The sequence below is a fragment of the Actinoplanes sp. NPDC051388 genome (assembly GCF_055586225.1).
The window spans coordinates 26,279-50,407 of record NZ_JBVJIP010000026.1 but is presented as its reverse complement, the minus strand read 5'-3'; the positions used below and the strand labels follow the sequence as shown (position 1 = coordinate 50,407).

The window sequence follows — 24,129 nt, the reverse complement described above, 5'->3', positions numbered from 1 at the left end:
GCTGCCGCCTTCGCTTGCTGGATCACCCCTGCTCTGCCGCTCTACGGCAACGACCACGACCGTGGTGACTTCGCTCCCTGACCCGCAGCCGTTTCTGAGAAGCCATCTCCGAAATCGCACGGGAGCGATGCCTCATGTCCGCTGTCTCCGTCCTGCGCGCCCCACGGGTCGCCGTCCTGCTCCTCTCCAGCCAGATCGGCCGCCTGCCCCTCGGCGCGGCGCCGCTGGCTCTGCTCCTGCACGCCCGCCAAACCCAGAGCCTGTCCGCCGCCGCCCTGCTGGTCGCCGTCTACACGGCCACGATGGCCGCCGGCACCCCGGTTCTGGCGCGCGCCATCGACAAATGGCGACAACCCCCCATCCTGTACGCGTCGGCAGCCCTGTCCGGCGTCGGCTTCCTGCTGGTGGCGGCCGGCCGCCCGCTGATCGGAGCGGCCCTGGCCGGCCTCGGCACCCCGCCCCTGGAAGCCTGCCTGCGAGCCCTGTGGCCGGACCTGGTCGCGCCGTCCGCGGTGCCCGCCGCCTACACCCTGGACATCGCCGCTCAGGAGATCATCTTCGTGGCGGGCCCCCTGGTCACGCTGGCCGCCGCCGCGCTGGCCGGCCCTTCGGCCGCGCTGATCACCATCGGTCTGCTGCAACTCGGCGGCGTCCTGGTCTTCGCCCGCGTCGAGCACACCCGCAACTGGCGCGGCGTCCCGGCGAAGAGACACTGGGCCGGCCCGCTGCGCGCGCCGGCGTTCGTCGCCCTGGTGGCGGGCGTGGTCTGCGTCGGCGCGGCGGTCGGCAGCATCCCGGTCGCCCTCACCGGATACGCCGAGGCCGCCGGCAACCGTTCGATCGCGGGCTGGCTGCTGGCCCTGCAAGCGGCCGGCGCTCTGCTCGGCGGCCTGCTCTACACGAGGGTGCGCGGCCGAACGATGCCCGTGCTGGCGGGCGCGTTCGTGGTCGGCTTCCTGCCGCTGCTGGCGACCCCGCGCCCGGCCGCCATGGCCGTGCTCGTCCTGATCAGCGGACTCCTGCTGCCGCCGGTGCTGACCGCGGTCTTCCTCGCCGCCGACCGGCTGGCGCCCACCGGAACGACGGTCGAGGCGTTCGCCTGGATCTTCACCGCGTTCGCGGTCGGCAGCGCCTCCGGATCGGCGCTCACCGGCCCGCTCACCGCCGCCGACCCCCGCTACGGCTTTGCCCTGGCGCCGGTCACGGCTCTGCTCTCCGTCGCCGCGCTCGCCCTGGCGGGCAGGCGCTTAAGGTGAGAAGCATGGGAGAACTCGACGGACTCACCGCCCTGGTCACCGGCGGCGCCTCGGGGATCGGGCTGGCCGTGGCCACCGCGTTCACCGCCGCGGGCGCCCGGGTCGTGGTGCTCGACCGTGCCAAGGACCGGCCGGGCAAGTTGCCCGGAGAGATCGGGTTCGTCAGCGCCGACGTCACCGACGACGCCGCCGTCCGGGCCGCCGTCGACCAGGCCGTGCGGACGCTCGGCGGCACGCTGGACGTGCTGGTCAACAACGCCGGGATCGGCGCGCAGGGCAGCGTGGAGAGCGCCACGGACGACGACTGGCACAGCGTGCTCGACGTGAACGTGGTCGGCACCGCGCGGGTGTCCCGGGCGGCCTGGCCGCACCTGCGGGCGTCCGCGCACGCGTCGGTGGTCAACACCGCGTCCATCGCGTCCACCGCCGGGCTCCCGCAGCGGGCGGTGTATTCGGCCAGCAAGGGCGCGGTGTCGGCGCTGACCCGGGCGATGGCCGCGGACGGCATGCCGGACGGCATCCGGGTCAACGCGGTCAGCCCCGGCACCGCGGACACGCCCTGGGTGGGCCGGTTGCTGGCCAGCGCCGACGATCCGGCCGCTGAACGGGCCGCGTTGGAGGCCCGCCAGCCGCACGGCCGGCTCGTCTCGGCCGACGAGGTGGCGCACGCCGCGGTCTATCTGGCGTCGCCGCGGGCCGGGTCGACCACCGGTGCGGAGATCGCGGTGGACGGCGGGATGGGCGGCCTGCGGCTCCGCCCCAGGTCATGACGAGTCCCCGCGCATGAGGATCGACGCCCACGTCCACATCTGGGATCTCGACCGGCATCCGCAGCCGTGGACCGACGAGCTGCCGGTGCTGCGGCGCTCGTTCCCGGTCGAGGAGCTGACCGCGACGCTGCGGGCCAACCAGGTGGACGCCGCCGTCGTGGTGCAGGCGCTCGACCTCCGCGCGGAGACGCTCGACCTGCTCGACACCGGGTTCGCCGTGGTCGGCTGGGTCGACCTCACCCGCGACGATGTCCCGGCCCAGCTGAAAGAGCTCAAGGAGCGCGGAAAGCTGGTCGGGGTCCGGCACAACCTGCAGGTCGAGCCGGACAAGCACTGGCTGCGCCGGCCGGAGGTGCGCCGCGGGCTGGCGGCGCTCGATGTGCCGTTCGACCTGGTGATCTCGCCGGAGCAGCTGCCGCTGGTCACCGAGACGGTCGCGGCGCTGCCGGAGACCCGGTTCGTGCTCGACCACGCCGGAAAGCCGCCGATCCGGTCCGGGGACCTGTCGGCCTGGCGGGTGGACGTCGCGGCGCTGGCCGCGTACCCGAATGTCGGGGTCAAGATCTCCGGCCTGGTCACCGAGGCGGATCACGCGCGGTGGGCGCAGGGAGACCTCGCGCCGATCATCGACCACGTGTACGCGAGCTTCGGCCCCGCCCGCACGATGCTCGGCTCGGACTGGCCGGTGTGCCTGCTGGCGGCCGACTACCCGCGAGTGCGAGAGACCACCGCCGCCCTGCGCAGCCGCCTGAGCGACACCGACCGGGCCCGGCTGGACGGCGGCACGGCAGTGGAGTGGTACCGATGAGAACCCGCCCGGTCGCCGGCCTGACCGTCACCGAACTCGGCCTCTCCGAGCGACGACTCGGCGCGACGCTCAACGCCAAGCCCCGCCACGAATACGTGCTGTCCACAAAGGTCGGATGGATCCTCGAACCCAACCCCGCGCCCACCGGCGTCGACCACAGCTTCCTGGTGCCGGACACCCTGACCCGCCGGGCCGACTTCAGCCGCGACGGCACCCACCTGCCGGACGCGGCCCTGCAGTTTCCGCTGCGCAGCCCCGAGGTGGCGTCCGTGGTGTGCGGCATGCGCACCGCGGCGCAAGTCCGGAATTCCTTGCAGCGCATGGCTTCGAAGATCGGCGAGTCGACCTGGAGGACCCTGGGATGATGGTGATCCGCTACGCGATCGGCGGCGAGGTGTTCGTCGGTGTCGAAACCGACGTCGGGGTGCACCGCGCCGAGCAGGGAACGATCGCCGAGCTGCTGGCTTCCGACTTTCGCAGCGCGGTGGAGGGCGCGCTGGACGGCCCGGTCGAAACAGCGGAGATCGAGCTGCTCGCGCCGGTCGACGGCCGCACCGAGGTCTGGGCGGCCGGCGTGACGTACGAGCGGTCCAGCGAGGCCCGTCAGGAGGAGAGCGAGGTCGCCGACGTCTACGCGCGGGTCTACGCCGCCGAGCGCCCCGAGCTGTTCTTCAAGAGCGTCGCCTGGCGCGTCGCCGGCCCGGGCGCTCCGATCGGCATCCGCACCGACTCCGCGATCGACGTGCCCGAACCCGAGATCGCCGTGGTCATCGACTCGACCGGCGCGATCGTCGGCTACACCGTCTGCGACGACGTCTCGTCCCGCAGCATCGAGGGCGAGAACCCGCTCTACCTGCCGCAGGCGAAGATCTACGCGGGCTCCTGCGCGCTCGGCCCGGGCATCCGCCCGGCCTGGGAGATCCCCGACTGCTACGACCTCGGCATCGCCTGCGAGGTGACCCGAGAGGGCCACGTGGCGTGGTCGGCGGCGACCTCGACCAAGATGCTGCACCGCACGTTCGACGACCTGGCCGGCTACCTGACCCGCCAGCTCACGATGCCGGAGGGCGCGATCCTCAGCACCGGCACCGGAATCGTCCCCGAACTCGACTTCACCCTCCGGCCCGGCGACACGGTGGCGATCACTGTGGACGGTGTCGGCACCCTTTCCAACCCCGTGGAGGTGGCTCTGCATGACGATTCTCGGTCATGACCCGCGCACCGGCGCACCCGTCGGCCAAGGCGTCACTCCGACCTCACCGGAGCGCCTCGAGTCACTGCTCGCCGCCGCTCAAAAGGCTTTCCGGACCACCACCCCTCGGGTACGCGCAGAGCTGCTGACCGTGCTGGCCGATCAGCTCGACCGCGCCGCCGACGACCTGATCCCGTTGGCGGCGGCCGAGTCCGGGCTGCCCGTGCCCCGGCTGACCGGCGAGCTGGCCCGCACCAGCGCCCAGCTGCGCCTGTTCGCCGACGTGGTCACCGAGGGCTCCTATCTGGAGGCCATCCTGGAGGACGCCGACCCGGCCGCCACCCCGCCCCGCCCAGTGCTGGCCCGCGTCCTCGAACCACTCGGCCCGGTCCTGGTCTACGCCGCCAGCAACTTCCCGTTCGCCTTCAGCGTGCTCGGCGGCGACACCGCCTCGGCGCTCGCGGCCGGCGCGCCGGTGCTGGTCAAGGCGCACGGCTCGCACCCAATGCTGTCCGCCGCGGTGGCCGACGTCGCCTCCGGGGTGGTCGCCGACCTCGGGCTGCCCGCCGGGGTGTTCGGCATCGTCTTCGGCGACGAGCAGGGCGTCACGGCGCTGCGCGACCCGCGGATCAAGGCGGCCGGCTTCACCGGCTCCACCGCGGGCGGCCGATTCCTGTACGACATCGCGAACGCCCGCCCCGATCCGATCCCGTTCTTCGGCGAACTGGGCAGCGTCAACCCGGCCGTGGTGACGCCCGCCGCGCTGGCCGCCCGCGCGGACGAGATCGTCTCCGGTTTCGTCGGTTCGTTCACGCTCGGCACCGGCCAGTTCTGCACCAAGCCGGGGCTGCTCTTCCTGCCCGCCGGCCACGGCCTCGGCCCGGCGCTGCGCTCGGCGGTCACCGCCGTGGCCCCGGCGCCGATGCTCAACGAGCGGATCGCCGGCCAGTTCGCGACCGGCGTGGACGCGCTCGCCGCGACGCCCGGGGTGACCGAGGTGGCGGCCGGCGACCCGCCACCGGCCGAGGGCTGGTGGGCGTCCCCGCGCCTGTTCGAGACGACCGCCGGCGAGCTCAATGCCGATCTCACCGCCGAGCACTTCGGCCCGGCCGCCCTGATCGTCGAGTACAAGGACGAGGACGACCTGCTGCGGGCCCTGGACACGGTGGAGGGCTCACTGACCGCGACCGTGCACGGCGAGGAGGACGACCCGTTCCCGCTCCCCCGCCTGCTCACCCTGCTGTCCGAGCGGGCCGGCCGGGTGATCTGGAACGGCTGGCCCACCGGCGTGGCGGTCTCCAGGGCGATGTCGCACGGCGGGCCGTGGCCGTCCACCACCAACTCGGCGCACACCTCGGTCGGCGCGACCGCGATCCGCCGCTGGCTGCGCCCGATCACCTACCAGTCGTTCCCGGACGACCTGCTCCCACCGCCGCTGCAGGCCGCGAATCCCTGGCAGATCCCCCGCCGGTCGTAGCGCCCGCTCAGACCCGCACGACGGTCTCGGTCGCGTCGTTCCACCGCCACGGCACGTGGTCCCCGCTCAGGTGCACGCCGCCGATCCACCGGTCGATGCCGTTGAGCGTCACGTGGTCCGCGTCGCCCGCGAGCACCCGCGCTCCGGTCTCGGTGAGGAGCAGCGTGGATCCGCGGTCCACCCGCAGCAACGGGTCCCGGGCGTGTGCCATCCGGTCCATCATCAGGAACGCCCAGCTGTCCCCCAGATAAGGACGCGTCTCCCGGGCGGACGCGTGGACGAACGCCGAGCCGGCATCCGGCGCGCCGTCCGCGACCGCGGCCAGGATCCGCCGTTCGGTGAGCGACAGCCCGTCGCGGGTCGACGGGTACTCCCGGCTGAGCCGGTCGAACGCCTCCCCCAGGAAGCGCAGCTCACCGGATCGAGTCGCGGCGATGACGGGCAGGCCGTCGGCGGCCGACGCGCGGAAGGCGGCCCACGCGTCCGTGGCGAGTTCAGGGCCGCGGGGGTCAGCCGGGCGCACGCGTTCGTGGCGGGCAGCTCGCGCAGCTGCGCGGCGGTCAGTTCACCCAGACCGCCGAACCGGGCGATGCCGGCGTGTTCACCGATGCAGATCAGCGTGATGCGCTGCGCCGGGACGCCGAGTTCGGCGAGACGGGCGAGGATCTGGATGATCTGCAGCTGGTCGTACAGGTCCGCCTCGAACCACAGCACGTATTCACCGTCGCGATTGGCTTCCAGGGTGCGATCCCGCTCGGCGAACATGGCCGAGCCCTCTGCCCGGTCGTCCACCTGTAACGCGACCAGGAAGGTGGCTCGGATCCGGCGCAGTTCCGCGGGTTCCACGTCCGGCACCGGCCCCTCGTGAAGCCTCGGCCAGGATACGGCCTCACTCGAGCTCGACCCGTATGTCGTCGCCGAGTCGGGTCAGCGGATGGCGTTGAGCAGCGGCCAGGTCTTCGCGCCGGCCTGGCCGAGGCCTTTGAGGCCACGGCGGCGCTGGAAGTCCTGAAGCACCAGCCCGGTGCGCGGGCCGAAGTCGCCGTCCACGGTCAACGCCCGCCCGTCGAGGACGGCATGCTTGTTGGCGGCCGCGAAATTGAGCCGCGCCTGGATCCACTTGATGGCGGCGTGCTCGCGGCTGCCCGGCCCGATCGGACGACCGGGATAGGGCATGTCGAGCACACCGATCGCGAGCGGTCGGGCGAAGTCGGGTCGGCCGACCGCCACGATGCGGGACGAACGCACCTTGCGCAACACGTTGCCGCCGGAGCGGGAACCCGGTTGGTTGGTGTTGCCCTCGATGGTCTGCAGCCGGCCCTGGCCGAGATTCTTCTCGACGATGCCGACGTGCGAGACCGGCTTGACCGCGGAACTGAAGTCGAACCAGACGACGTCACCGGGCTCGGCGTCGCGCACGGCCACGAGTTCGCGGTGAAGGCGATACCACGGGTACGCCACCCGCGCCGCCGCCGTCTTCGGCATCTCATCGCCGAGCCCGGCCTGGCGGAACACCCACCACACGAATTGCTGGCCCCAGGCGATGTGGTTCACGCCGTAGGCGCGGCCATACTTGTTGTCTTTCCCGGAGCCTTCCTGGTAGCCGATCTGCGAACAGGCGATCCGGAGGACTGCGGCCGCGGTCCCGGTCGCCTGCGTGCGGCCTTCATCCGTACCGGATTGCCGGGCCTCTTCGTCCTTGATCTCGGGTTCGCCGTCGTCGGCGGGGAACTCGTCGGGCTGTTCCGGCGTGAGTGCTGTCTTCTCGCCGGTCAGAGCCTCGACCTCCGCACCGGTCAGGAACTCGTCGGTCGCTTGTGCGTCTTCGGAAACGGGCAGTGGTGTGCGTGCGATGTAGAGGTCGCCGCGCGTGCCGAACTCCCACTTGCTCGGGGTCTGCTTGGGCGTGCGCTGCCGCACCTGCGAGTAGACGTAGTCGTAGAGCTCGCGGATCGAGACCCAGCCGTCCCCGTCGTGATCGGCGTCGCCGCTGCGGATGCCCTCGACCAGCGCGCCGGTGAACACGGACGGGGACGGGTCGCCACCGTCCCTTAGTCGCGGGCCCTCGAAGGCGTACTCCATGGCGGTGGACGCGGTGATCACCACCCGGCCCCGGCCGTCGCCGAGCTGCGGGCGGAATTGGTCGCCGACGTCGACGCCGCCGGCGGCGCGGGCGACCATGCCGCGCTCGAACGCCCCGCCATAACAGCAGTCCAGGAGCAGAACCACGCTTCCGGCGCGGCTGCGCTGGATGAATCGGTTGATCCAGAAGGAGTCGACGGCCGTGGAACCCAGCCGGTCGGGCCGGGTGTCGGTGGCGGCGAGATGCAGCTCGCCGGTGTCGTCCTTGATGCCGTGACACGAGAAGTGCAGCAGCACCAGATCGGTCCGGTCGCGGTCGGCGAGCAGCCCTTCCACTTCCTGGCGGGTGGTCGAGGACGTGGGATTGTGCAGCACCTGAACGTCGAAGCCGCCAAGCTCGGCGTCACCGAGCGCACCGGCCAGCGCTTCGGCGTCGGCCGCGGGAGCGGCGAGCCGGTGCAGCGCGGGATCGTCGTAGCGGTCCACCGCGACGATGAGGGCCAGCCGCCGATCGCCCATACGACTCAGCCTGTCACCTCGGCGGGTGGACACGCCAGGCTCAGCTAGCGCGGTCGTTGATCGCTCTCTGAGCCGCCTCGAGCACGACCGGGTCCGTGCACCCGCGGGCGTATCCCGCGATCCGCCGGCGCATCTCCCAGCCGAGCACCCGGCGGCCCACCAGCTCGGCGATCGGCCGCAGCACGGCCGGCCGGCACCGGAACGAGTATCGCCAGGTGGCGACGCTGTGGCCCGGCCGGTCGGGGGCCGGCGCGAATCGCCACCCACCGGCAAACATCGCGAAGAACCACGGCCCGCGCACCATCTTCATGCCGACGTTGGAGGGCGGCTGGAACGAGACGTACTCACTGATCATCGAGAAGCCGAACCGCTGCCGGGTGAAGGTCCGCACGCCCTTGTCCGGGTGGACGGCGCCGTCCACGAAGTGCTGGTTCCGCACGAACGGATCCCATCGATAACGGACCGGCGCCGTCGTCTGCGACACGGCAAAGGCCAGGTCCGGGGGTACGGGGACGACGACGGACGCTTCCACGACGGGCATCCCGCCATTATCAACCGAGCCGGTAAACCGGTGGACCCGCGCCTTTCGGGGCCGCAGGCTGCGGGGATGAGTCGACCACCTCATCGGCACCGATGGGCGCAGGCCGGACGAGGTGGCCGAGGAGATCTGGCAGATCAGTCGCCGACGGTCTTGAAGAGCGCGGCGATCTCGCCGTTGTTGAGGCGGCGGAAGCCGCCCGGGCGCATGTCGCCCAGCCGGATCGGGCCGACCGCCGTGCGGATCAGGCGCAGCACCGGGTGGCCGACCTCGTCCATCATCCGGCGGACGATGTGCTTGCGGCCCTCGTGCAGCACGATCTCGATCTGCGCGACCTTGCCCAGCGTGTCCACCAGCCGGAAGCTGTCGACCTTGGCGGGCCCGTCGTCGAGCTCCACGCCGGACTGCAACCGGCGGCCGACCGACCGCGGCAGCGGGCCCTCGACCTCGGCCAGATAGGTCTTCGAGACACCGAACGAGGGGTGCATCAGCTTGTGCGCGAGCGCCCCGTCGTTGGTGAGCAGCAGCAGGCCCTCGCTGTCCGCGTCGAGCCGGCCGACGTGGAAGATCCGCTGCTCGAACGTGCCGAGGAAGTCGGCCAGCTCGTTGCGGCCCTTCTCGTCGTCCATCGAGGCCACCACGCCGCGGGGCTTGTTCATGGCCAGATAGACCAGCTTGGTGTCGGTGATCACCCGCTGGCCGTCGACGTGGATCTCGGCGGTCGAGGGATCGACCTTGTCGCCGAGCTTGGCGATCTTTCCGTTCACGGTGACGCGCCTGCGGAAGATCAAGTCTTCGCAGGCGCGACGGGATCCTAGACCGGCGGTCGCCAGCACCTTTTGCAGGCGCTCAGCGGTCACCGGATCAGCCTGAGGCATCGAGCACTTCTTCCACATCGTCGGGCAGGAACGGGGCCAGCGGGGGCAGCTGGTCGACCGAGTCGAGGCCCAGTTTCTCGAGGAACAGCCCGGTGGTCCGGTAGAGATGAGCCCCGGTTTCGGGCTCGGTGCCGCACTCCTCGATCAGGCCGCGCGTAGCAAGCGTACGCATCACGCCGTCACAGTTGACACCCCGGATGGCCGAGATGCGCGAGCGGGTGACCGGCTGCTTGTAGGCGACCACGGCCAGTGTCTCGAGCGCCGCCTGCGTGAGCCGCACCGATTGCCCGTCGAGCACGAACTTCTCCACGTACGGCGCGTATTCCGGCCGGGTGTAGAGACGCCAGCCACCGGCGGCCCGGCGCAGGTCGAAGCCGTGCCCGGCGGCCGTGAATCGCGCCGAGATGTCCTCGAGCATCGACCCGACGCGCTCCACCGGCTGCTCGACGATCTGGGCGAGCTGCAGCTCCGCCACCGGTTCGTCCACCACGAGCAGAATGGCCTCCAGGGCGGCCCGCAGCTCCCCGTCGTCCATCGGGATGACCTGGGACGGGATCGCGGCGACCGCGGAGGCCGGCTCTTCCGGAGCAGCGGCGGGTTCTTCGGGAGCGATGGCCGGCTCTTCAAGAGCAGCGGCCGGCTCCTCGGGAGCGATGGCCGGCTCCTCGGGAGAGGCGACCGGCTCCTCGTAGAACGGCAGGTCGACTTCGTCGTCGTCGCTCACGTCGTCGTCGGCGGCCAGGTCGAAAACGTCGCCGGCGTCGTCACCGTCCGGCGGCAGCGGCGCATCGACCGGCGAGCCGTCGACGTCGTCCTCGTCCTCCGCCTCGACCGCCTCGGAGATCGCCGGCGGCACCTCGAGATCGGGCTCCAGGTCGACGTCGTCGTCCGGCACGTCGACCGCGCTGTCCACCGTGCCCGGCTCGTCGGACTCCCCCGGCAGCGGATCGAGACCCTGCTCCTCGTCGGCCTCGTGCTCGGCCATCGCCTGCGCCTGATATTCCCGGTCGGGCTCTCGCGGCGCCCGCTCCCACGGCGGCACCCACGACGCCGCCTGCGAGGCCAGGGAATCGGATCGCTCGTCGGTCACGCTTCTTCTCCGTCCGGGTCTTCCGAAAGTGCGGCGAGGGCGGCGATGTCCGCGTCGGTCACCGACTCCGCGGCCGGCGCCTCCGGCTCGGCCACCGGCGGACTGCCCTCGTAGTCGTCGATGTCCAGGTCACCGCCCGCGTCGTCGCCGCCGACCCAGCGCACCGTCAGCTCGTCCAGCGACACCGGCTGCTCGAACTCGACCAGCCCCTCGCGATAGAGCTCGAGCAGCGCCAGGAACCGGGCCACCACCTCGAGGGTGTTCTCGCAGTCGGCGATCAGCAGCCCGAACGTCGCCGACCCGGCGCGCCGCAGCCGGTCACGCAACAGCGCCGCGTGCTCGCGCACGCTGACCCGCACCTGATGGATGTGCGCGATCGACACCTCGGGCGGGCCGGGCTTGGGCTGGAACTGCTTCAGGGCCAGTTTGAAGAGGCGTTCCGCCCCGATCCCCAGGACCAGATCGGGGAGCGCTTCGGCGTACCGCGGCTCCATCGAGACCGCGCGCGGCCACCGCCGCGCACCGGTCCCCTCCAGATCGGCCAGGTGCGAGGCCGCCTCTTTGAAGGCCTTGTATTGCAGCAGCCGGGCGAAGAGCAGGTCGCGTGCCTCCAGCAGCGCCAGGTCCTCCTCGTCCTCGACGTCCGCGGCGGGCAGCAGCCGGGCCGCCTTGAGGTCGAGCAGGGTGGCCGCGACCAGCAGGAACTCGCTGACCTCGCCGAGATCCCAGTCGTCGCCCATGGCGCGGATGTAGGCGATGAAGTCGTCGGTGACCGTGTGCAGCGCCACCTCGGTGACGTCCAGCTTGTGCTTGCCGATCAGCTGCAGCAGCAGGTCGAAGGGCCCGGTGAAGTTGTCCAGCCGCACGGTGAACCGGCCGTCAGCGGCGGAGTCGTCCACCTCGGTCGGCGTGGCGGGGGAATCTGATGGCACGTGCTGACCGTAGACCACGGGTCCGATCGCCTGATCAACGCTCATGTGCCCTCCCCTCAACGCAGTGCCCCTCACCGCCTTAACGGGACAAAAGGGTCAAGGAAACGCTATTCCCAGATGAACAGGAAGATCGCGCCGAGCAGATCGACCGGCCAAAGCAGCAGCGGGTAGCTGAGCGGGAAGAAGCAGCAGGCCAGCAGGATCACCACGCCGAGGTTCTTCTCCTGGAACCAGAGGCGGTAGCCCTGCATGCCGGACCCGGGCCGGCGCTGTGCCGACCAGAGCAGCCCGAACCCGTCCAGCGGCGGGATCGGCAGCAGCGCGAGCAGCCCGAAGGCGAGCAGCCCGACCGCGATGCCGAGCACGATCTGCACGTCGAATCCCGCCTCGAACTGCCCGCGCAGCACGTCCGACGGCCGCAGGAAGCTCAGCCCGAACGCGTCCGGGAAGGCCAGCCGGTAGCCCAGGAAGACCAGCTGCGAGGCCAGCACGCAGAAGATCGGCCCGGCCGCGAAGACGAGCGCCGCCCGCCCACGGCCATGGGTGCGCGGCACCTCGTCGACGTCGACGATCTTGCCCCAGCCGGCGCCGCCGACCGCCGCCGCGACCGCACCGAACGGATCGATGTCCTCACGCAGGTGTGGCCGCAGCGAGGACTGTCGATCGGTGATGCCCACCCAGCGGCCCATCAGCCGGATCGCGACGGCACGCAGCAGCAACGCCAGCAGGAAGCCGATGAGAAGCCCGGCGAACGCCGCCGGCTGGCCGAGCGCGAACAGCAACTACCGCTCGTCCTTCGCCGCGATGACCTCACGCGCCAGCTGACGGTAGTTGCGCGCGCCGGACGACGCCGGGTCGAGCGACGTGATCGGCGCGCCGGCCACCGTGCTCTCCGGGAACTTGACCGTCTTGGTGATCACGGTCTGGTAGACCTTGTCGCCGAACGCCTCCACCACCCGCTGCAGCACCTGGCGGCAGTGCGTGGTGCGGCTGTCGTACATGGTCGCCAGGATGCCCTCGAGCTCGAGGTCGAAGTTGAGCCGCTCGCGCACCTTGTCGATGGTGTCGAGCAGCAGGGCGACGCCGCGCAGCGAGAAGAACTCGCACTCCAGCGGGATCAGCACGCCGTGCGCGACGGTGAGCGCGTTGATCGCCAGCAGGCCCAGCGAGGGCTGGCAGTCGATCAGGATGAAGTCGTATTCCTTGCGGACCGTGCGGAGCACCCGGGCCAGCGCCATCTCGCGCGCGACCTCGTTGACCAGCTGGATCTCGGCCGCGGACAGGTCGATGTTGGCGGGCAGCAGGTGCAGACCGGCCACATCGGTCTTGATGATCACGTCCTCGGCGGTCACATCGTCCTGCATCAGCAGGTTGTAGATGCTCAGGTCGAGGTTGTGCGGGTTGACGCCGAGGCCGACCGAGCAGGCGCCCTGCGGGTCGAAGTCGACGAGAAGCACCTTGCGGCCGTACTCCGCCAGGGCGGCGCCCAGGTTGATCGTCGTCGTGGTCTTGCCGACGCCGCCCTTCTGGTTCGCCAGGGCGATGATGCGGGCCGGGCCGTGCCGGTCGGTGGGCATCGGCTCGGGGATCGGGCGGCGCACCGTGTATGCCGTCGGGTCGGCGGGACCCAGGTCGGCACCGAGGTCCATCGAGCTCTGCTGCTCGCGGAGCGCCGAGGTCCAGGCTTCCGCCTGATTACTGCCGTGCCCCATGCCGCTCGCCCCCTCCCGACCCGCGCCGAGCCGATGCCCGACTGTACGCCAAGGACACCTCACGTCCCGGCTGCCTGCCCGGCGTGTCGCGCCTACGGATGCCTATGTCCTAACGAGCCCGCGGATGGGAAGTCGCGTACACCTCACGCAGCCGGTCCACGGTGACCAGTGTGTATATCTGCGTCGTGGTGACCGAGGCGTGCCCGAGCAGCTCCTGCACCACCCGGACGTCCGCGCCGCCGTCCAGCAGATGGGTCGCATAGGAGTGCCGCAGGGTGTGCGGAGACACCGCGTGCGGACCCTCGGTGGGCAGGCCGGCGGTGGCCGCCGCGCGGTGCAGGATGGTCCAGGCGCTCTGCCGGCTCAGCCCGCCGCCGCGGGAGTTGAGGAAGACTGCCGGCGCGCGGGGCACGAGCGCCGGACGCGCCCGAACCAGATAGGCGTCCAGCGCATTGCGGGCGTATCGCCCCAGCGGCACCAGGCGCGTCCGCCCGCCCTTGCCGTGCAGCACCACGGCGTCGGTCTCGAAGGAAAGGTCGTCCACGGCCAGCCCGACCGCCTCGGAGATCCGCGCGCCGGTGCCGTAGAGGAACTCCAGCAGCGCCCGGTCGCGCAGCACGAGCAGGTCGTCGCCGGCGGGCGCGGCCAGCAGCCGCTCCACCTGGTCCAGGTCGAGGGCCTTGGGCAGCCGCTTCGGGGTCGCGGGCGGCTTGACGTCGCGGCTCACGTCCTCGGCGGCCAGGCCCTCGCGGGTGGCGAAACGGTGCAGTCCGCGTACCGCGCTCATCGCTCTTGCGGCGCTCGCCGCCGACAAGCCGCCGGCGCGCAACGCGGCCAGGTGCGCAGTGAGATCGGCGCCCGACACCGCGGCGAGATCGTCTATGCCGATCTCCCGGAGGAAGTCGACATAGCGATCCAGGTCCCGCTGATAGGACGACAGCGTGTTGCGCGACAGCCCCCGCTCGACGCTGAGGTGGTCGAGATAGGTGCGGACGGCCTTACTTGAGGACGTCATTCAGGCTGAGGGTCGACATGCCGTGCGCCTCGGCGACCGGGCCGTAGACCACGTGGCCGTCGTGCGTGTTGACGCCCAGGGCCAGCGCCGGGTCGCGCCGCACGGCGTCCCGCCAGCCCCGGTTGGCCAGCTCCAGCGCATAGGGCAGGGTCACGTTGGTCAGCGCATAGGTGCTGGTGTGCGGCACCGCGCCGGGCATGTTCGCGACGCAGTAGAACATCGAGTTGTGCACCCGATAGACCGGGTCGGCGTGCGTGGTCGGCCGCGAGTCCTCGAAGCAGCCGCCCTGGTCGATCGAGATGTCCACCAGCACGCTGCCCGGCTTCATGCGGCTGACCAGCTCGTTCGGCACCAGGTTGGGCGCCTTCGCGCCGGGCACCAGCACGGCCCCGATCACCAGGTCGGCGTCGAGCACGGCCTTCTCGATCTCGTAGGCGTTCGACGCGATGGTCTGCAGGTGGCCGCGGTAGTCCGCGTCGGCGGCCCGCAGCCGGGCGATGTTCTTGTCCAGAACCAGCACCTCGGCCTGCATGCCGAGCGCGATGGCGGCGGCGTTCATGCCGGAGACGCCGGCGCCGATGACCACGGTCTTCGCCGCGTAGACGCCGGGGACGCCGCCCATCAGCACGCCGCGGCCGCCGCCGGAGGCCATCAGGTGGTAGGCGCCGACCTGCGGGGCGAGCCGGCCGGCCACCTCGGACATCGGGGCGAGCAGCGGCAGCGAGCGGTCCGGCAGCTCGACGGTCTCATAGGCGATGCCGGTCACCTTGCGGTCGACCAGCGCGTCCGTGCACTCCTTGGAGGCGGCGAGGTGCAGGTAGGTGAAGAGCACCTGGCCGGCGCGCATCCGCCCGTACTCCTCGGCGATCGGCTCCTTGACCTTGAGAATCAGGTCGGCCGTGCCCCACACGTCGTCGGCGGTCTGCCGAATGATCGCCCCGGCCGCGACGAAGTCGGCGTCCGTGATCGAAGAGCCGTCCCCGGCGCCCGCCTGCACGAAGACCTCGTGCCCGGCGCGCGTGAACTCGAAGACCCCCGCGGGCGTGATCGCCACCCGGAACTCGTTGTTCTTGACCTCGCTGGGAATGCCGACCTTCACGAGCGATACCGTCCTCTCCGTCTCGCCGAGCGCCATTGCACGGCCAGGATGCTCGCAATATAGCTTCCCAACCAGCGGGACCGGTTTCCGGCGAACGGGTGGAAGATCACAAACCCGTTTCCGGGTACGCCCACAGCCGGTGCACGCCATCCACCCGACAGCGGCCCACGGCCGGCGCCCCCTCTCCACGCCGGCGCCGCTTTTGTGCCGGCGCCCCGTTTGTGCCGGCGCCCCGTTTGTGCCGGCGCCCCGTTTGTGCCGGCGCCCCGTTTGTGCCGGCGCTTTTGTGTCGGCGTCCCGCTTCAGGGTTTGCGGCCGACCGCTCCCCAGACGTTTATGTCACGGCGGGCCGGCACCTCGACGCCCGCCTCGGGCCGCCACTCGGTGATCGGCACGATGCCCGGCTCGACCAGCTCGAGCCCGGTGAAGAAGGCCGCGAACTCGTCCTCGCGCCGGGTCCAGAACTCGGCTTTCCCGGACCGCTGCAGGCTCTCGTAGCCGGCCCGCTCCTGCGGGGAGTTGAAGTCCAGCGTGGCGTGCGTGACGGTCAGGAAGCTCCCCGACGGCAGCGCCTCGACCAGTTCCGCGACCAGCGGCTGGGCCGCGCCGTCACCCGGGATGAAGTGCAGCACCGCGAACAGCATCAGGCCGATCGGCTGGGTGAAGTCGAGGGTCTCGCGCGCCTGGCGCAGGATCCGGCCCGGCTCGCGGAGGTCCGCCTCGAGATAGGCGGTCTCCCCCTCCGGCGTGCTGGTCAGCAGCGCCCGGGCGTGGGTCATCACGAGCGGGTCGTTGTCCACATAGACGACCTTGGCGTCCGGCGCGACGCGCTGCGCGACCTCGTGGGTGTTGTCCGCGGTGGGCAGCCCGGTGCCGATGTCCAGGAACTGCCGGATGCCGGCCTCTTTGGCCAGGAAGGTGGTGGAGCGCTGGAGCATGGCCCGGTTGGCGCGGGCGGCGGTGCGCACCGCCGGGAACGTCTCGGCGATCCGGTCACCGGAGGCCCGGTCGGCGGCGAAGTTGTCCTTGCCGCCCAGCCAGTAGTTGTACCGTCGCGCCGGGTGCGCCACCGAGGCGTCGATGGCGGGGTGCGGCGGGCGGTCGTCAGTGGTCACCGGTGCACTATAAGTGCAGTGAGCGACGCGGGTCGATCCGGATGATCAATGATCTTCCGCCCTGCTCCGCGGTCAGGATTTGCGGCCGACCGCACCCCAGATCGCGATGTCACGGCGGTCCGGCAGATCGGTGCCCGGCTCGGGCCGCCACTCGCTGACCGGCACGATGCCCGGCTCCTCGATGGCCAGTCCGTCGAAGATCGCCTCGAACTCCGCCCGCCCCCGCAGCCACACATCGGACCGCCCGGACCGCCGCATCTGGTCGTGCGTGGCCCGGTCCTGCGGCGCGGCGAAGTCCATCGTGGCGTGCGTGGCGGTCAGATAGCTGCCGGCCGGCAGCGCTTCGAGCAACTTCCTGACCAGCGGCAACGCGGCGCCGTCACCCGGGATGAAGTGCAGCACCGCGACCAGCATCAACGCGACCGGCTGCCCGAAGTCGAGCGTGTCCTTGGCGGCGTCCAGGATCCGCGCCGGATCCCGCAGATCCGCCTCGAGATAGGCGGTCTCGCCCTCCGGCGTGCTGGTCAGCAGCGCCTGCGCGTGGGCCATGACCAGCGGATCGTTGTCCACATAGACGACCCGCGTCTCGGGCGCGACGGCCTGCGCGACCTCGTGCGTGTTGTCCGCCGTGGGCAGGCCGGTGCCGATGTCGAGGAACTGCCGGATGCCGCGCTCGGCGGTGAGGAACCGGGTGGCCCGCTGCAGCATCGCCCGGTTGGCCCGCGCGCCGATCTTGACACCCGGGAAGTGCCGGACGAACTCGTCCCCCGACTCCCGATCCGCGGCGAAGTTGTCCTTGCCGCCGAGCCAGTAGTTGTATCGCCGGGCCGGATGCGGCACGGAAGTGTCGATGGGCGGAGGCGGCGCGTCCAGTTCGTCCGTCACCGGATCATCGTCACACGCATCCATAGTGGATGGAAGCCCCCTCTTGATCTTCAGGTCACCGCCCTTGGAGACCGTTCCGGAGGGCGATGTCGCTTTCGGCAGGTCTTGTCACAATCGATGGTTCTCATTCGGTCGCCACGCGGGAAACATGGCGTTCATGGCGGCGTAACAATCTGCTTCTGTGCGGCCACCCGCCGCTACCTACCGAACCTCACGCCGCCAGGACGATGGGAGGCAACGATGCCAGCCAATCGCGCTGTGGTTTACCAGGGCCCGGGCCAGGTCGAGATCCGGGACATCGACTACCCGACGTACGAGATGAAGGACGGACCCGGCGTCAACAAGGAGAATGTCGGCCGACGGACCCCGCACGGAGCCATCCTGAAGACCGTCGCCAGCAACATCTGCGGCAGCGACCAGCACATGGTGCGCGGGCGCACGACCGCGCCGGCCGGGCTCGTGCTGGGTCACGAGATCACCGGCGAAGTGGTCGACGTCGGGTCGGACGTGGAGTTCGTCAAGGTCGGCGACATCTGCTCGGTGCCCTTCAACATCGCCTGCGGACGGTGCCGCAACTGCAAGGAGGGCAAGACCGGCGTCTGCCTGCACGTCAACCCCGATCGGCCCGGCTCGGCGTATGGCTATGTCGACATGGGCGGCTGGGTCGGTGGGCAGGCGGATTACGTGCTGGTCCCGTACGCCGATTGGAACCTGCTCCCGTTCCCGGACCGGGACCAGGCGCTCGAGAAGATCCTTGATCTCGCCATGCTCACCGATATCTTCCCGACCGGCTATCACGGCTGCGTGAGCGCGGGCGTGACCACCGGCTCGACCGTCTACATCGCCGGCGCCGGCCCGGTCGGCCTGGCCGCGGCCACCTCCGCGTGGCTGCTCGGCGCCGCCGTGGTGATCGTCGGCGACCTGAACGAGGAACGGCTCGCGCAGGCCCGCAGCTTCGGCTGCGAGACGGTGAACGTGGCCGACGGCGACCCCGCGGAGCAGGTGCACCAGATCCTCGGCCGGGACGCGCCCGCGATCGGCCAGCCGCTGGTCGACTCCGCGGTGGACGCGGTCGGCTTCGAGGCCCGCGGGCACGGCGCCGACTCCGAAACCGAGATGCCGGCCACCGTGCTGAACTCGCTGATGGAGGTGACCCGGGCCGGCGGCGCGATCGGCATTCCCGGCCTCTATGTCACCGGCGACCCGGGCGGCGTGGACGAGGCGGCGAAGGTCGGCTCGCTCTCGCTGCGGCTCGGCCTGGGCTGGGCGAAGTCGCACTCGTTCGTCACCGGCCAGTGCCCGGTGATGAAGTACAACCGCGGGCTGATGATGGCGATCCTGCACGACCGCGTGCAGATCGCGAAGAACGTCAATGCCACGCCGATTCCCCTGGATCAGGCCCCGCAGGGCTACCAGGACTTCGACCAGGGCGCCGCCCGCAAGTACGTGCTGGACCCGCACGGCATCGTGGGCAAGCGGTCCGCCTGACCGGACCGCCGCACGGGCGCGGCCGGGATCGCAATCTCGGCTGCGCCCGGGACCGTTGATGGGCACACTCTCGGTGTGAAGATGACCGTCTGGGTCGACGACTGGCAGCTGCAGTGCTGCGGTGACCCGTTCGACGTGGGCGGGTCGGTGTCGTGGACGACGCGTGACAGGTGCCCGGCACCGGCGAGCGCACCTCGGTCCAGCGGGCGGACGGCTGGGTCTCCGACCGCGACGGCCTGGTCTTCGCCGGATATCTGGCCCATCTGGAGATCCCGGAGGTGCGGCGATGACCGAGCAGCAGTGGCGTGATCCGGCGTGGCTGAGCGAGGCGCACGACTGGATCGCCGAACGGCTCAGCGAGCTGGGTCTCGAGCGGACCGGCCCGATCGAGCAGCCACACGTGCGGCCGTGGTCGACCGTGCTGCGCATCCCGACGCTTCGCGGCGACGTGTGGTTCAAGGCCAATGCCGGTTCGCTGGCCCACGAGGCGGGCGTCGTCGAGCGTCTGGCCGCCCGCCGGCCCGGCGTGGTGCCACCGCCGCTGGCCACCGACGTCGGGCGCGGCTGGATGCTGATGACCGACGGCGGCGAGACGCTGCGCGTGGTCACCGCCCGCGAGCGCAGCCTCGATCGGTGGCTCGACGTGCTGCCGCGTTATGCGAGTGTGCAGCTGGACTCGGTCACCGACGTGGCGGACCTGCTCGCGCTCGGCGTGCCGGACCGCCGGCTGCCCGCCCTGCCGGAGGCCTATGCCAGGCTGCTGGACGAGATCGGCGCCGAGCCGCGCTTCCACGCCGCGGCGCCGATGGTGGCCGAGCTCTGCGAGACGCTGGCCGGCTGGGACCTGCCGGCCACCATCCAGCACGACGACCTGCACGACGGCCAGGTCTTCGTGCGCGACGGACGCCATCTGATCCTCGACTGGGGCGATGCCTGCGTCTCGCACCCGTTCTTCACGCTGGCCGTGACGCTGCAGGGCCAGCTGGCGTGGGGCCTGGACGACATCGAGGACTCGGTCGACCTGACCCCTTTCCAGGACGCCTATCTGAAACCCTTCACCGAGCACTACCCGGGCGACCTGGCCGCCGCGGTGCCGCCCGCGCTGCGCCTGGGATGGGCCTGCCGAGCGATCAACGGCCACCTCCCCGGCGACAACGCCTCCACGATCACCCGCCTGCGCATGTTCCTCGACGGCCACCCCTGAACCTCCTCCCGTGAGCCGTTGCCGGCCCGGAAAGCCTCCCACCGATCGCCTAGATCCACTGTGGAATTCAAGGCTATTCCGCAGGGCCGGAAGGCGATTTGATGCGCGACCTTGGTCGCTGGCGGGCAGACTCTCGGCGTGGACCTGATGGTGTGGGTGGACGACTGGCAGCTGCGGTGTGAATGCACCGTGCCGTTCGCCGTGGGGACCGACGTGTCGTGGCTGGTGAGTGAACCTCTCCGGGTCTGGCTTCCGGATCTGTTCGGCGACGGCGCGCCGGTCATCGATGTCGACGACGACCACCACGGGGACGACGCGCGGCCGCTGGCCGGCACGATCGTCGCCATTGAAGAGGTGTACAGCGACCCGGGCTTCAGGACGGCCGTGACGGTGGCGGACGGACGACCCGACGTTCCCGACGGCCAGACCTTCGACGGCTATCTGGTGCGGCTCCGGGTCCGCGATCAGCCGACGGCAGCAGTCCGGGGTTTCTGACTACAGGTTCGCCTCCAGGGTGGGGCGGAACGTCTCGATCGAGTTGGCGTGCCCGCGCACCGGCGAGCGGTCGTCGTTGCCACCGATGTTGACGCCGATCACCTGGCCCAGCGCGTTCACCACCGGCGCACCGCTGGTGGCCTGGAGTTCGATCGGGTCGTCGTACTCGAACTGCAGGTAAGGCACGGTGTCCGCGTCCTGCTCGACGGCGGGGAACAGCCGCTCCGGGCTCGAGTCGCCGTCCTCCGCCAGCAGGAAGACCCGATCGCCCGGCTCCGGCGGGTCGGCGGCCAGGTCCAGCACCGTGACGCCGGGCGCGGCGGTGACCTCGAAGGCGGTCAGATCACGCCGGATGTCGGTGGTCGAGGAGACGGCGTCCGGGATGTCGACCATCGCCGTCGAGGTCACCACCACGCTCTCGTCGTCCACGCTGGTCGCCGTGACACCGGTGACGACGTCGTTCAGCTCGGCGCCGGTGTACTCGCGGCTCATCCCGCCGGACTCCCCGAGCAGGTGGTGCGCGGTGAGCATCAGCAGGCGGCCGTCACTCCAGCGCACGATGAACGCGGTGCCCGCCGCGATCCGTCCCTCGGTCGTGTCGAAGACCGGCCGGAGCACCGCGTTACGCCCGATCGTCGGCGGATCCGGCTCGGCGGGGGCGGCAGCCGGGTCCGTCGCGCCGTCCGCGTCGGCGTCGTCACGACCGATCGAGGGCAGCAGGCCGCACCCCGCGACCATGGTCGCAGCCAGGATCACGGCCAGCGAAAACGACTTCTCTCGACGCATGGTCGCCGACGATAGCGACCCCGCGCCAACAGCTCATCGGGCCGCTGCCGAGGACCTTGGTCGATGCCCCACTTCCGTCTACATGGACGAAAGTTACTACCAAAGACATCTATCTTCGGTACGGCGATGCGATTAGCGTTTGCAGCACGTAACAGACCCGACACACACCGGTGAGGTGCCTCTCGTGTCCGCCGCCCGCCTCAGCGCAGTCGCGCTCGCCGCCGTTCTGACCGTCACACTCGCACCGGCCCAGCCCGCCACCGCTGCCGGCGGTCCACAGCCCACGGTCACCGGCCCGATCCGCGCCACCTCACCCGTCGGCGACCCCGCGCACGGTTATCCGTTCCTCGCCACCGACGTGGACTTGGCCGCGGCCGGCTATGTCGAGCAGGAGTTCTTCCTGTCCGGCGAGGCCACCCGCTATGCGATCACCGGCACCGGCACGGCCACCGAGATCAGCGCCGGACATGCCTATGCCACCAGGGTCGTCGTGCGCCGGCCGGTGAGCGCGCGCAAGTTCAACGGCGTGGTGATCGCCGAGTGGCTCAACGTCAGCAACCAGTGGGACCAGGAGGTCGACTGGTTCCAGACGCACGAGCACCTGATCCGGTCCGGCTATGCCTGGGTCGGCGTGTCCGCCCAGCGTGCGGGCGTGCACTCGGCGACCGGGCTCAAGGCGTGGGGCCCGGACCGCTATGGATCGCTCGACGTCACGGCGGGCGGCACGATCGTGGACGACTCGCTGTCCTACGACATCTTCAGCCAGGCTGTGGGCGCGGTGCGCCGGCCGGGTGCCACCGATCCGCTGGGCTCGTTGCCGCCGCCGCGGTTCGTCATCGCCACCGGTCACTCGCAGTCCGCGGGCCGGTTGGCGAGCTATTACAACGGCGTCCAGCCGCTGTCCAGCGCTGTCGACGCGGTGGTCCTGCACGGTGGCGGCGGGGTGTTGCGCACCGATCTGGACACCGAGGTGTTCCGCATCAACTCCGAGGGGGACGTGGCCAGCGGCATCCTGTCCCCCGCCGCCCGCGCCCAGCCGGATTCGCCGGTGCTGCGCGCCTGGGAGGTGGCCGGCGCCTCACACGGCGACTGGAAGCTGATCACCGACTACGGCCCGCTGCGCAAGCGCGACATCGGCTCCTACCCCGGCGGCTACCCGGGCGAGCCGCAGACGTGCGCGCTCCCGTCGCTGTCCCGCATCCCGCAGCACATGGCGCAGAACGCGGTCTACGACCACACCGTCGCCTGGATCAGCCGGGGAATTCAGCCGCCGACGGCGCCCAAGATCGAGACCACGGGCACGATCATCGCCCGCGACGAGCTGGGACTGGCGCTCGGCGGCATCCGGCTGGCCCAGCACGAAGCGCCGCTGCGGGTGAACTCCGGCTCGAACACCGGCCCCGGCTTCTGTTTCCTGGACGGCAGCTCGGTCCCGCTGACCGACGCCCAGCTGGCCGCCCTCTACCCACACGTGCCGGCCTACGTGACCGAGGTGGCCCGCACCACGAGGGCCAACGCCCGAGCCGGCTACCTGGCGCGCTCCTACCAGCAGGACCCGGCATGGTATTCCGACATCCGCGACCTGATCAACGAATACGCGGCCGCCGACCGCATCCCCGCTCCGATCGCCGCCGCCCTCCGAGACCGCCTGGCCGCCGCCGAACGCTCCACAACCGACCTGGCCGCCATCGCCCACCTGACGCTGCTGACCGCCCAGGCCCAGCGCATCACCGACCCGCCCACCCGCGCCGCCGTCACCCGGGTCGGCACCGCCTTGATAGCCGTCCTGGCAGCCCCCTGACCGGTGCCGGACGCTCCAGCGAAACCGCAACATCAGCCCGACCGACTGCTCCAGCGAAACCGCAACATCAGCCTCGGCCGACTGCTCCGGCGGAGCCGCGACGTCAGCCTCGGCGGAGCACCAGCGTCGCGAAGCCGAGGATGTTGCGGTAGCCGCGCAGCCACTGGTCGCGGTGTTCGCGGGCGACGATCAGCGCCTCCTTGGCGTCTGGGTGGCCTGGGTTGTCCAACGCCCACTCGGTCAGCGAACCCACCCACGACCACTCGTAGTTGTCCCACTCGGACTCGTCGCTGACGTGGGCGTAGATGGACGTCCAGCCCTCGGTCTCGGCTCTGTCCACCAGGCCGGCCAGGTCGGTGAAGTCGTCGGGCGTCGCGTCGAGCGCGGCCAGCGCCGGGGGCGTCGGCGGCACCTGCCAGAAACCCTCCCCGACCATCAGCACGCCGTCCGGCCGCACGTGTCGCCCGGCCAGCCGCAGCGTCTCGGCGAAGCCTCCGAACGCGTGCGTCGAACCTATGCAGAACACCAGGTCGTAGTCGCCGTCCGGGACGTAGTCGCGGGCGTCGCGCTCGTGCAGCGTCAGGCGGTCGGCGAGGCCACGTTCGGTGGCTGCGAGTTCGGCGCGCTCGAGCGCGTAGGCGCTCAGGTCGACGCCGTCGGCGTGGCCGTCGGGATAGTGCGCGAGCGCCTGCATCGCCCACGCCGCCTCGCCGCAACCAAGGTCGAGGACGCGCGCGTTGGGCCGCCGGTCGGCCCGGTGCAGGAGCCGGTTGACGTTGACACCGAAGATCGGCGCCGCGATCGGGTGATGCGAATGCGCGATGCTGCTCAGCCGTTGCCTGTCCACGGCTGCATTCAACACGACCGCGGCGCTGGCCCCGCCGCCCGGCGCGGGCAGCCAGGAGAGGTGCCGCATGCAGAAAGGGTGCGCGGTGACTCTTTCGTGAATCAGGTCTACAGCGCCCGCAGAGGTCACCACGAGCGGCC

The 24,129-nt window shown here is 71.0% G+C and carries 25 protein-coding genes and 1 pseudogene; 12 read left to right on the top strand and 14 right to left on the bottom strand.

The features are described 5' to 3' along the window. Positions 1–134: 134 nt before the first annotated feature. From ACZ6TI_RS43085 to ACZ6TI_RS43060, 6 genes are read left to right on the top strand one after another with little or no spacing between them, the layout of a single operon-like run. On the top strand, positions 135–1,256 hold the full coding sequence (locus ACZ6TI_RS43085; protein WP_465351074.1) for an MFS transporter: 1,122 nt from the start codon (positions 135–137) through the stop codon (positions 1,254–1,256). A 5-nt stretch (positions 1,257–1,261) separates the two neighbouring features. Next, the gene (locus tag ACZ6TI_RS43080; protein ID WP_465351073.1) at positions 1,262–2,026 is read left to right on the top strand and encodes an SDR family NAD(P)-dependent oxidoreductase; all 765 of its coding nucleotides are present in this window, start codon (positions 1,262–1,264) and stop codon (positions 2,024–2,026) included. Between the two features lie 13 nt (positions 2,027–2,039). After that, positions 2,040–2,834, top strand: coding sequence for an amidohydrolase family protein (locus ACZ6TI_RS43075; protein ID WP_465351072.1), 795 nt, complete (start codon positions 2,040–2,042; stop codon positions 2,832–2,834). Continuing rightward, positions 2,831–3,199: a hypothetical protein gene (locus tag ACZ6TI_RS43070; RefSeq protein WP_465351071.1), complete on the top strand. Its 369-nt coding sequence runs from the start codon at positions 2,831–2,833 to the stop codon at positions 3,197–3,199. Before ACZ6TI_RS43075 ends, ACZ6TI_RS43070 begins: the two co-directional genes overlap by 4 nt. Next, positions 3,196–4,047, top strand: a complete 852-nt coding sequence (locus ACZ6TI_RS43065) for a fumarylacetoacetate hydrolase family protein (protein ID WP_465351070.1) — start codon at positions 3,196–3,198, stop codon at positions 4,045–4,047. The genes ACZ6TI_RS43070 and ACZ6TI_RS43065 overlap by 4 nt, the downstream gene beginning before the upstream one ends. After that, complete coding sequence (locus ACZ6TI_RS43060) at positions 4,028–5,503, top strand: aldehyde dehydrogenase (NADP(+)) (RefSeq protein WP_465351069.1); 1,476 nt, start codon at positions 4,028–4,030, stop codon at positions 5,501–5,503. Before ACZ6TI_RS43065 ends, ACZ6TI_RS43060 begins: the two co-directional genes overlap by 20 nt. A 7-nt stretch (positions 5,504–5,510) precedes the next feature. On the opposite strand, the gene ACZ6TI_RS43055 is transcribed toward ACZ6TI_RS43060, so the two are convergent. Beyond that, a complete protein-coding gene (locus ACZ6TI_RS43055) occupies positions 5,511–6,026 on the bottom strand; it encodes a hypothetical protein (protein WP_465351068.1) in 516 nt (171 codons plus the stop codon). Between the two features lie 74 nt (positions 6,027–6,100). On the opposite strand from ACZ6TI_RS43055, the gene ACZ6TI_RS43050 reads away from it, so the two are divergent. Further along, positions 6,101–6,301 (top strand): hypothetical protein, encoded by a 201-nt coding sequence (locus ACZ6TI_RS43050; RefSeq protein WP_465351067.1) that lies wholly within the window; start codon positions 6,101–6,103, stop codon positions 6,299–6,301. Between the two features lie 129 nt (positions 6,302–6,430). Here the strand turns inward: ACZ6TI_RS43050 and ACZ6TI_RS43045 are convergent, their stop codons facing one another. The 11 genes from ACZ6TI_RS43045 to ACZ6TI_RS42995 form a co-directional block, all read right to left on the bottom strand. After that, complete coding sequence (locus ACZ6TI_RS43045; RefSeq protein WP_465351066.1) at positions 6,431–8,104, bottom strand: caspase, EACC1-associated type; 1,674 nt, start codon at positions 8,102–8,104, stop codon at positions 6,431–6,433. A gap of 40 nt (positions 8,105–8,144) precedes the next feature. Next, on the bottom strand, positions 8,145–8,645 hold the full coding sequence (locus tag ACZ6TI_RS43040; RefSeq protein WP_465351065.1) for an SRPBCC family protein: 501 nt from the start codon (positions 8,643–8,645) through the stop codon (positions 8,145–8,147). Between the two features lie 134 nt (positions 8,646–8,779). After that, positions 8,780–9,538: a pseudouridine synthase gene (locus ACZ6TI_RS43035; protein ID WP_465351064.1), complete on the bottom strand. Its 759-nt coding sequence runs from the start codon at positions 9,536–9,538 to the stop codon at positions 8,780–8,782. Next, positions 9,507–10,262, bottom strand: a complete 756-nt coding sequence (gene scpB / locus ACZ6TI_RS43030; RefSeq protein WP_465351134.1) for an SMC-Scp complex subunit ScpB — start codon at positions 10,260–10,262, stop codon at positions 9,507–9,509. Before scpB ends, ACZ6TI_RS43035 begins: the two co-directional genes overlap by 32 nt. A 344-nt stretch (positions 10,263–10,606) precedes the next feature. Next, positions 10,607–11,587: a segregation and condensation protein A gene (locus tag ACZ6TI_RS43025; protein ID WP_465351063.1), complete on the bottom strand. Its 981-nt coding sequence runs from the start codon at positions 11,585–11,587 to the stop codon at positions 10,607–10,609. 62 nt (positions 11,588–11,649) lie between these two features. After that, positions 11,650–12,324, bottom strand: a complete 675-nt coding sequence (locus tag ACZ6TI_RS43020) for a zinc metalloprotease (protein WP_465351062.1) — start codon at positions 12,322–12,324, stop codon at positions 11,650–11,652. Then, the gene (locus ACZ6TI_RS43015) at positions 12,325–13,254 is read right to left on the bottom strand and encodes a ParA family protein (protein ID WP_465351061.1); all 930 of its coding nucleotides are present in this window, start codon (positions 13,252–13,254) and stop codon (positions 12,325–12,327) included. Between the two features lie 109 nt (positions 13,255–13,363). Then, entirely contained in the window at positions 13,364–14,269 is a 906-nt protein-coding gene (gene xerD / locus ACZ6TI_RS43010; protein WP_465351060.1) for a site-specific tyrosine recombinase XerD, read from the bottom strand. Next, complete coding sequence (gene ald, locus ACZ6TI_RS43005) at positions 14,253–15,368, bottom strand: alanine dehydrogenase (RefSeq protein ID WP_465351059.1); 1,116 nt, start codon at positions 15,366–15,368, stop codon at positions 14,253–14,255. The genes xerD and ald overlap by 17 nt, the downstream gene beginning before the upstream one ends. A gap of 302 nt (positions 15,369–15,670) precedes the next feature. Next, complete coding sequence (locus tag ACZ6TI_RS43000) at positions 15,671–16,483, bottom strand: SAM-dependent methyltransferase (RefSeq protein ID WP_465351058.1); 813 nt, start codon at positions 16,481–16,483, stop codon at positions 15,671–15,673. Between the two features lie 72 nt (positions 16,484–16,555). After that, positions 16,556–17,392: an SAM-dependent methyltransferase gene (locus ACZ6TI_RS42995; RefSeq protein WP_465351057.1), complete on the bottom strand. Its 837-nt coding sequence runs from the start codon at positions 17,390–17,392 to the stop codon at positions 16,556–16,558. Between the two features lie 216 nt (positions 17,393–17,608). On the opposite strand from ACZ6TI_RS42995, the gene fdhA reads away from it, so the two are divergent. From fdhA to ACZ6TI_RS42975, 4 genes and pseudogenes are all read left to right on the top strand, one after another. Then, positions 17,609–18,856: a formaldehyde dehydrogenase, glutathione-independent gene (gene fdhA, locus ACZ6TI_RS42990; RefSeq protein WP_465351056.1), complete on the top strand. Its 1,248-nt coding sequence runs from the start codon at positions 17,609–17,611 to the stop codon at positions 18,854–18,856. An 81-nt stretch (positions 18,857–18,937) separates the two neighbouring features. Further along, a pseudogene (locus ACZ6TI_RS42985) lies at positions 18,938–19,012 on the top strand (DUF6578 domain-containing protein); the annotation flags it as partial. A gap of 130 nt (positions 19,013–19,142) precedes the next feature. Further along, positions 19,143–20,060 carry an aminoglycoside phosphotransferase family protein gene (locus ACZ6TI_RS42980; protein ID WP_465351055.1) on the top strand — a complete coding sequence of 306 codons (918 nt, stop codon included), beginning with the start codon at positions 19,143–19,145 and terminating at the stop codon, positions 20,058–20,060. Positions 20,061–20,216: 156 nt separating this feature from the next. After that, a complete protein-coding gene (locus ACZ6TI_RS42975; RefSeq protein ID WP_465351054.1) occupies positions 20,217–20,555 on the top strand; it encodes a DUF6578 domain-containing protein in 339 nt (112 codons plus the stop codon). On the opposite strand, the gene ACZ6TI_RS42970 is transcribed toward ACZ6TI_RS42975, so the two are convergent. Next, positions 20,556–21,341, bottom strand: a complete 786-nt coding sequence (locus ACZ6TI_RS42970) for a trypsin-like peptidase domain-containing protein (RefSeq protein ID WP_465351053.1) — start codon at positions 21,339–21,341, stop codon at positions 20,556–20,558. 184 nt (positions 21,342–21,525) lie between these two features. On the opposite strand from ACZ6TI_RS42970, the gene ACZ6TI_RS42965 reads away from it, so the two are divergent. Then, positions 21,526–23,142 (top strand): alpha/beta hydrolase domain-containing protein, encoded by a 1,617-nt coding sequence (locus ACZ6TI_RS42965; RefSeq protein WP_465351052.1) that lies wholly within the window; start codon positions 21,526–21,528, stop codon positions 23,140–23,142. 103 nt (positions 23,143–23,245) lie between these two features. On the opposite strand, the gene ACZ6TI_RS42960 is transcribed toward ACZ6TI_RS42965, so the two are convergent. Further along, complete coding sequence (locus ACZ6TI_RS42960; RefSeq protein WP_465351051.1) at positions 23,246–24,058, bottom strand: SAM-dependent methyltransferase; 813 nt, start codon at positions 24,056–24,058, stop codon at positions 23,246–23,248. Between the last annotated feature and the right edge of the window lie 71 nt (positions 24,059–24,129).

What these genes read in the sequence shown, in the direction of transcription:
- ACZ6TI_RS43080 (WP_465351073.1), top strand. Translation starts at nt 1,262, where the DNA reads ATGGGAGAACTCGACGGACTCACCGCCCTGGTCACCGGCGGCGCCTCG.
- ACZ6TI_RS43075 (WP_465351072.1), top strand. Translation starts at nt 2,040, where the DNA reads ATGAGGATCGACGCCCACGTCCACATCTGGGATCTCGACCGGCATCCG.
- ACZ6TI_RS43060 (WP_465351069.1), top strand. Translation starts at nt 4,028, where the DNA reads ATGACGATTCTCGGTCATGACCCGCGCACCGGCGCACCCGTCGGCCAA.
- ACZ6TI_RS42970 (WP_465351053.1), bottom strand. Translation starts at nt 21,341, where the DNA reads ATGCGTCGAGAGAAGTCGTTTTCGCTGGCCGTGATCCTGGCTGCGACC.
- ACZ6TI_RS43065 (WP_465351070.1), top strand. Translation starts at nt 3,196, where the DNA reads ATGATGGTGATCCGCTACGCGATCGGCGGCGAGGTGTTCGTCGGTGTC.
- ACZ6TI_RS42995 (WP_465351057.1), bottom strand. Translation starts at nt 17,392, where the DNA reads ATGGATGCGTGTGACGATGATCCGGTGACGGACGAACTGGACGCGCCG.
- ACZ6TI_RS42960 (WP_465351051.1), bottom strand. Translation starts at nt 24,058, where the DNA reads ATGCGGCACCTCTCCTGGCTGCCCGCGCCGGGCGGCGGGGCCAGCGCC.
- ACZ6TI_RS43070 (WP_465351071.1), top strand. Translation starts at nt 2,831, where the DNA reads ATGAGAACCCGCCCGGTCGCCGGCCTGACCGTCACCGAACTCGGCCTC.
- ACZ6TI_RS42980 (WP_465351055.1), top strand. Translation starts at nt 19,143, where the DNA reads ATGACCGAGCAGCAGTGGCGTGATCCGGCGTGGCTGAGCGAGGCGCAC.
- xerD (WP_465351060.1), bottom strand. Translation starts at nt 14,269, where the DNA reads ATGACGTCCTCAAGTAAGGCCGTCCGCACCTATCTCGACCACCTCAGC.
- ACZ6TI_RS43025 (WP_465351063.1), bottom strand. Translation starts at nt 11,587, where the DNA reads ATGAGCGTTGATCAGGCGATCGGACCCGTGGTCTACGGTCAGCACGTG.
- ACZ6TI_RS43085 (WP_465351074.1), top strand. Translation starts at nt 135, where the DNA reads ATGTCCGCTGTCTCCGTCCTGCGCGCCCCACGGGTCGCCGTCCTGCTC.
- ACZ6TI_RS43045 (WP_465351066.1), bottom strand. Translation starts at nt 8,104, where the DNA reads ATGGGCGATCGGCGGCTGGCCCTCATCGTCGCGGTGGACCGCTACGAC.
- ACZ6TI_RS43040 (WP_465351065.1), bottom strand. Translation starts at nt 8,645, where the DNA reads ATGCCCGTCGTGGAAGCGTCCGTCGTCGTCCCCGTACCCCCGGACCTG.
- fdhA (WP_465351056.1), top strand. Translation starts at nt 17,609, where the DNA reads ATGCCAGCCAATCGCGCTGTGGTTTACCAGGGCCCGGGCCAGGTCGAG.
- ACZ6TI_RS43035 (WP_465351064.1), bottom strand. Translation starts at nt 9,538, where the DNA reads ATGTGGAAGAAGTGCTCGATGCCTCAGGCTGATCCGGTGACCGCTGAG.
- ACZ6TI_RS43015 (WP_465351061.1), bottom strand. Translation starts at nt 13,254, where the DNA reads ATGGGGCACGGCAGTAATCAGGCGGAAGCCTGGACCTCGGCGCTCCGC.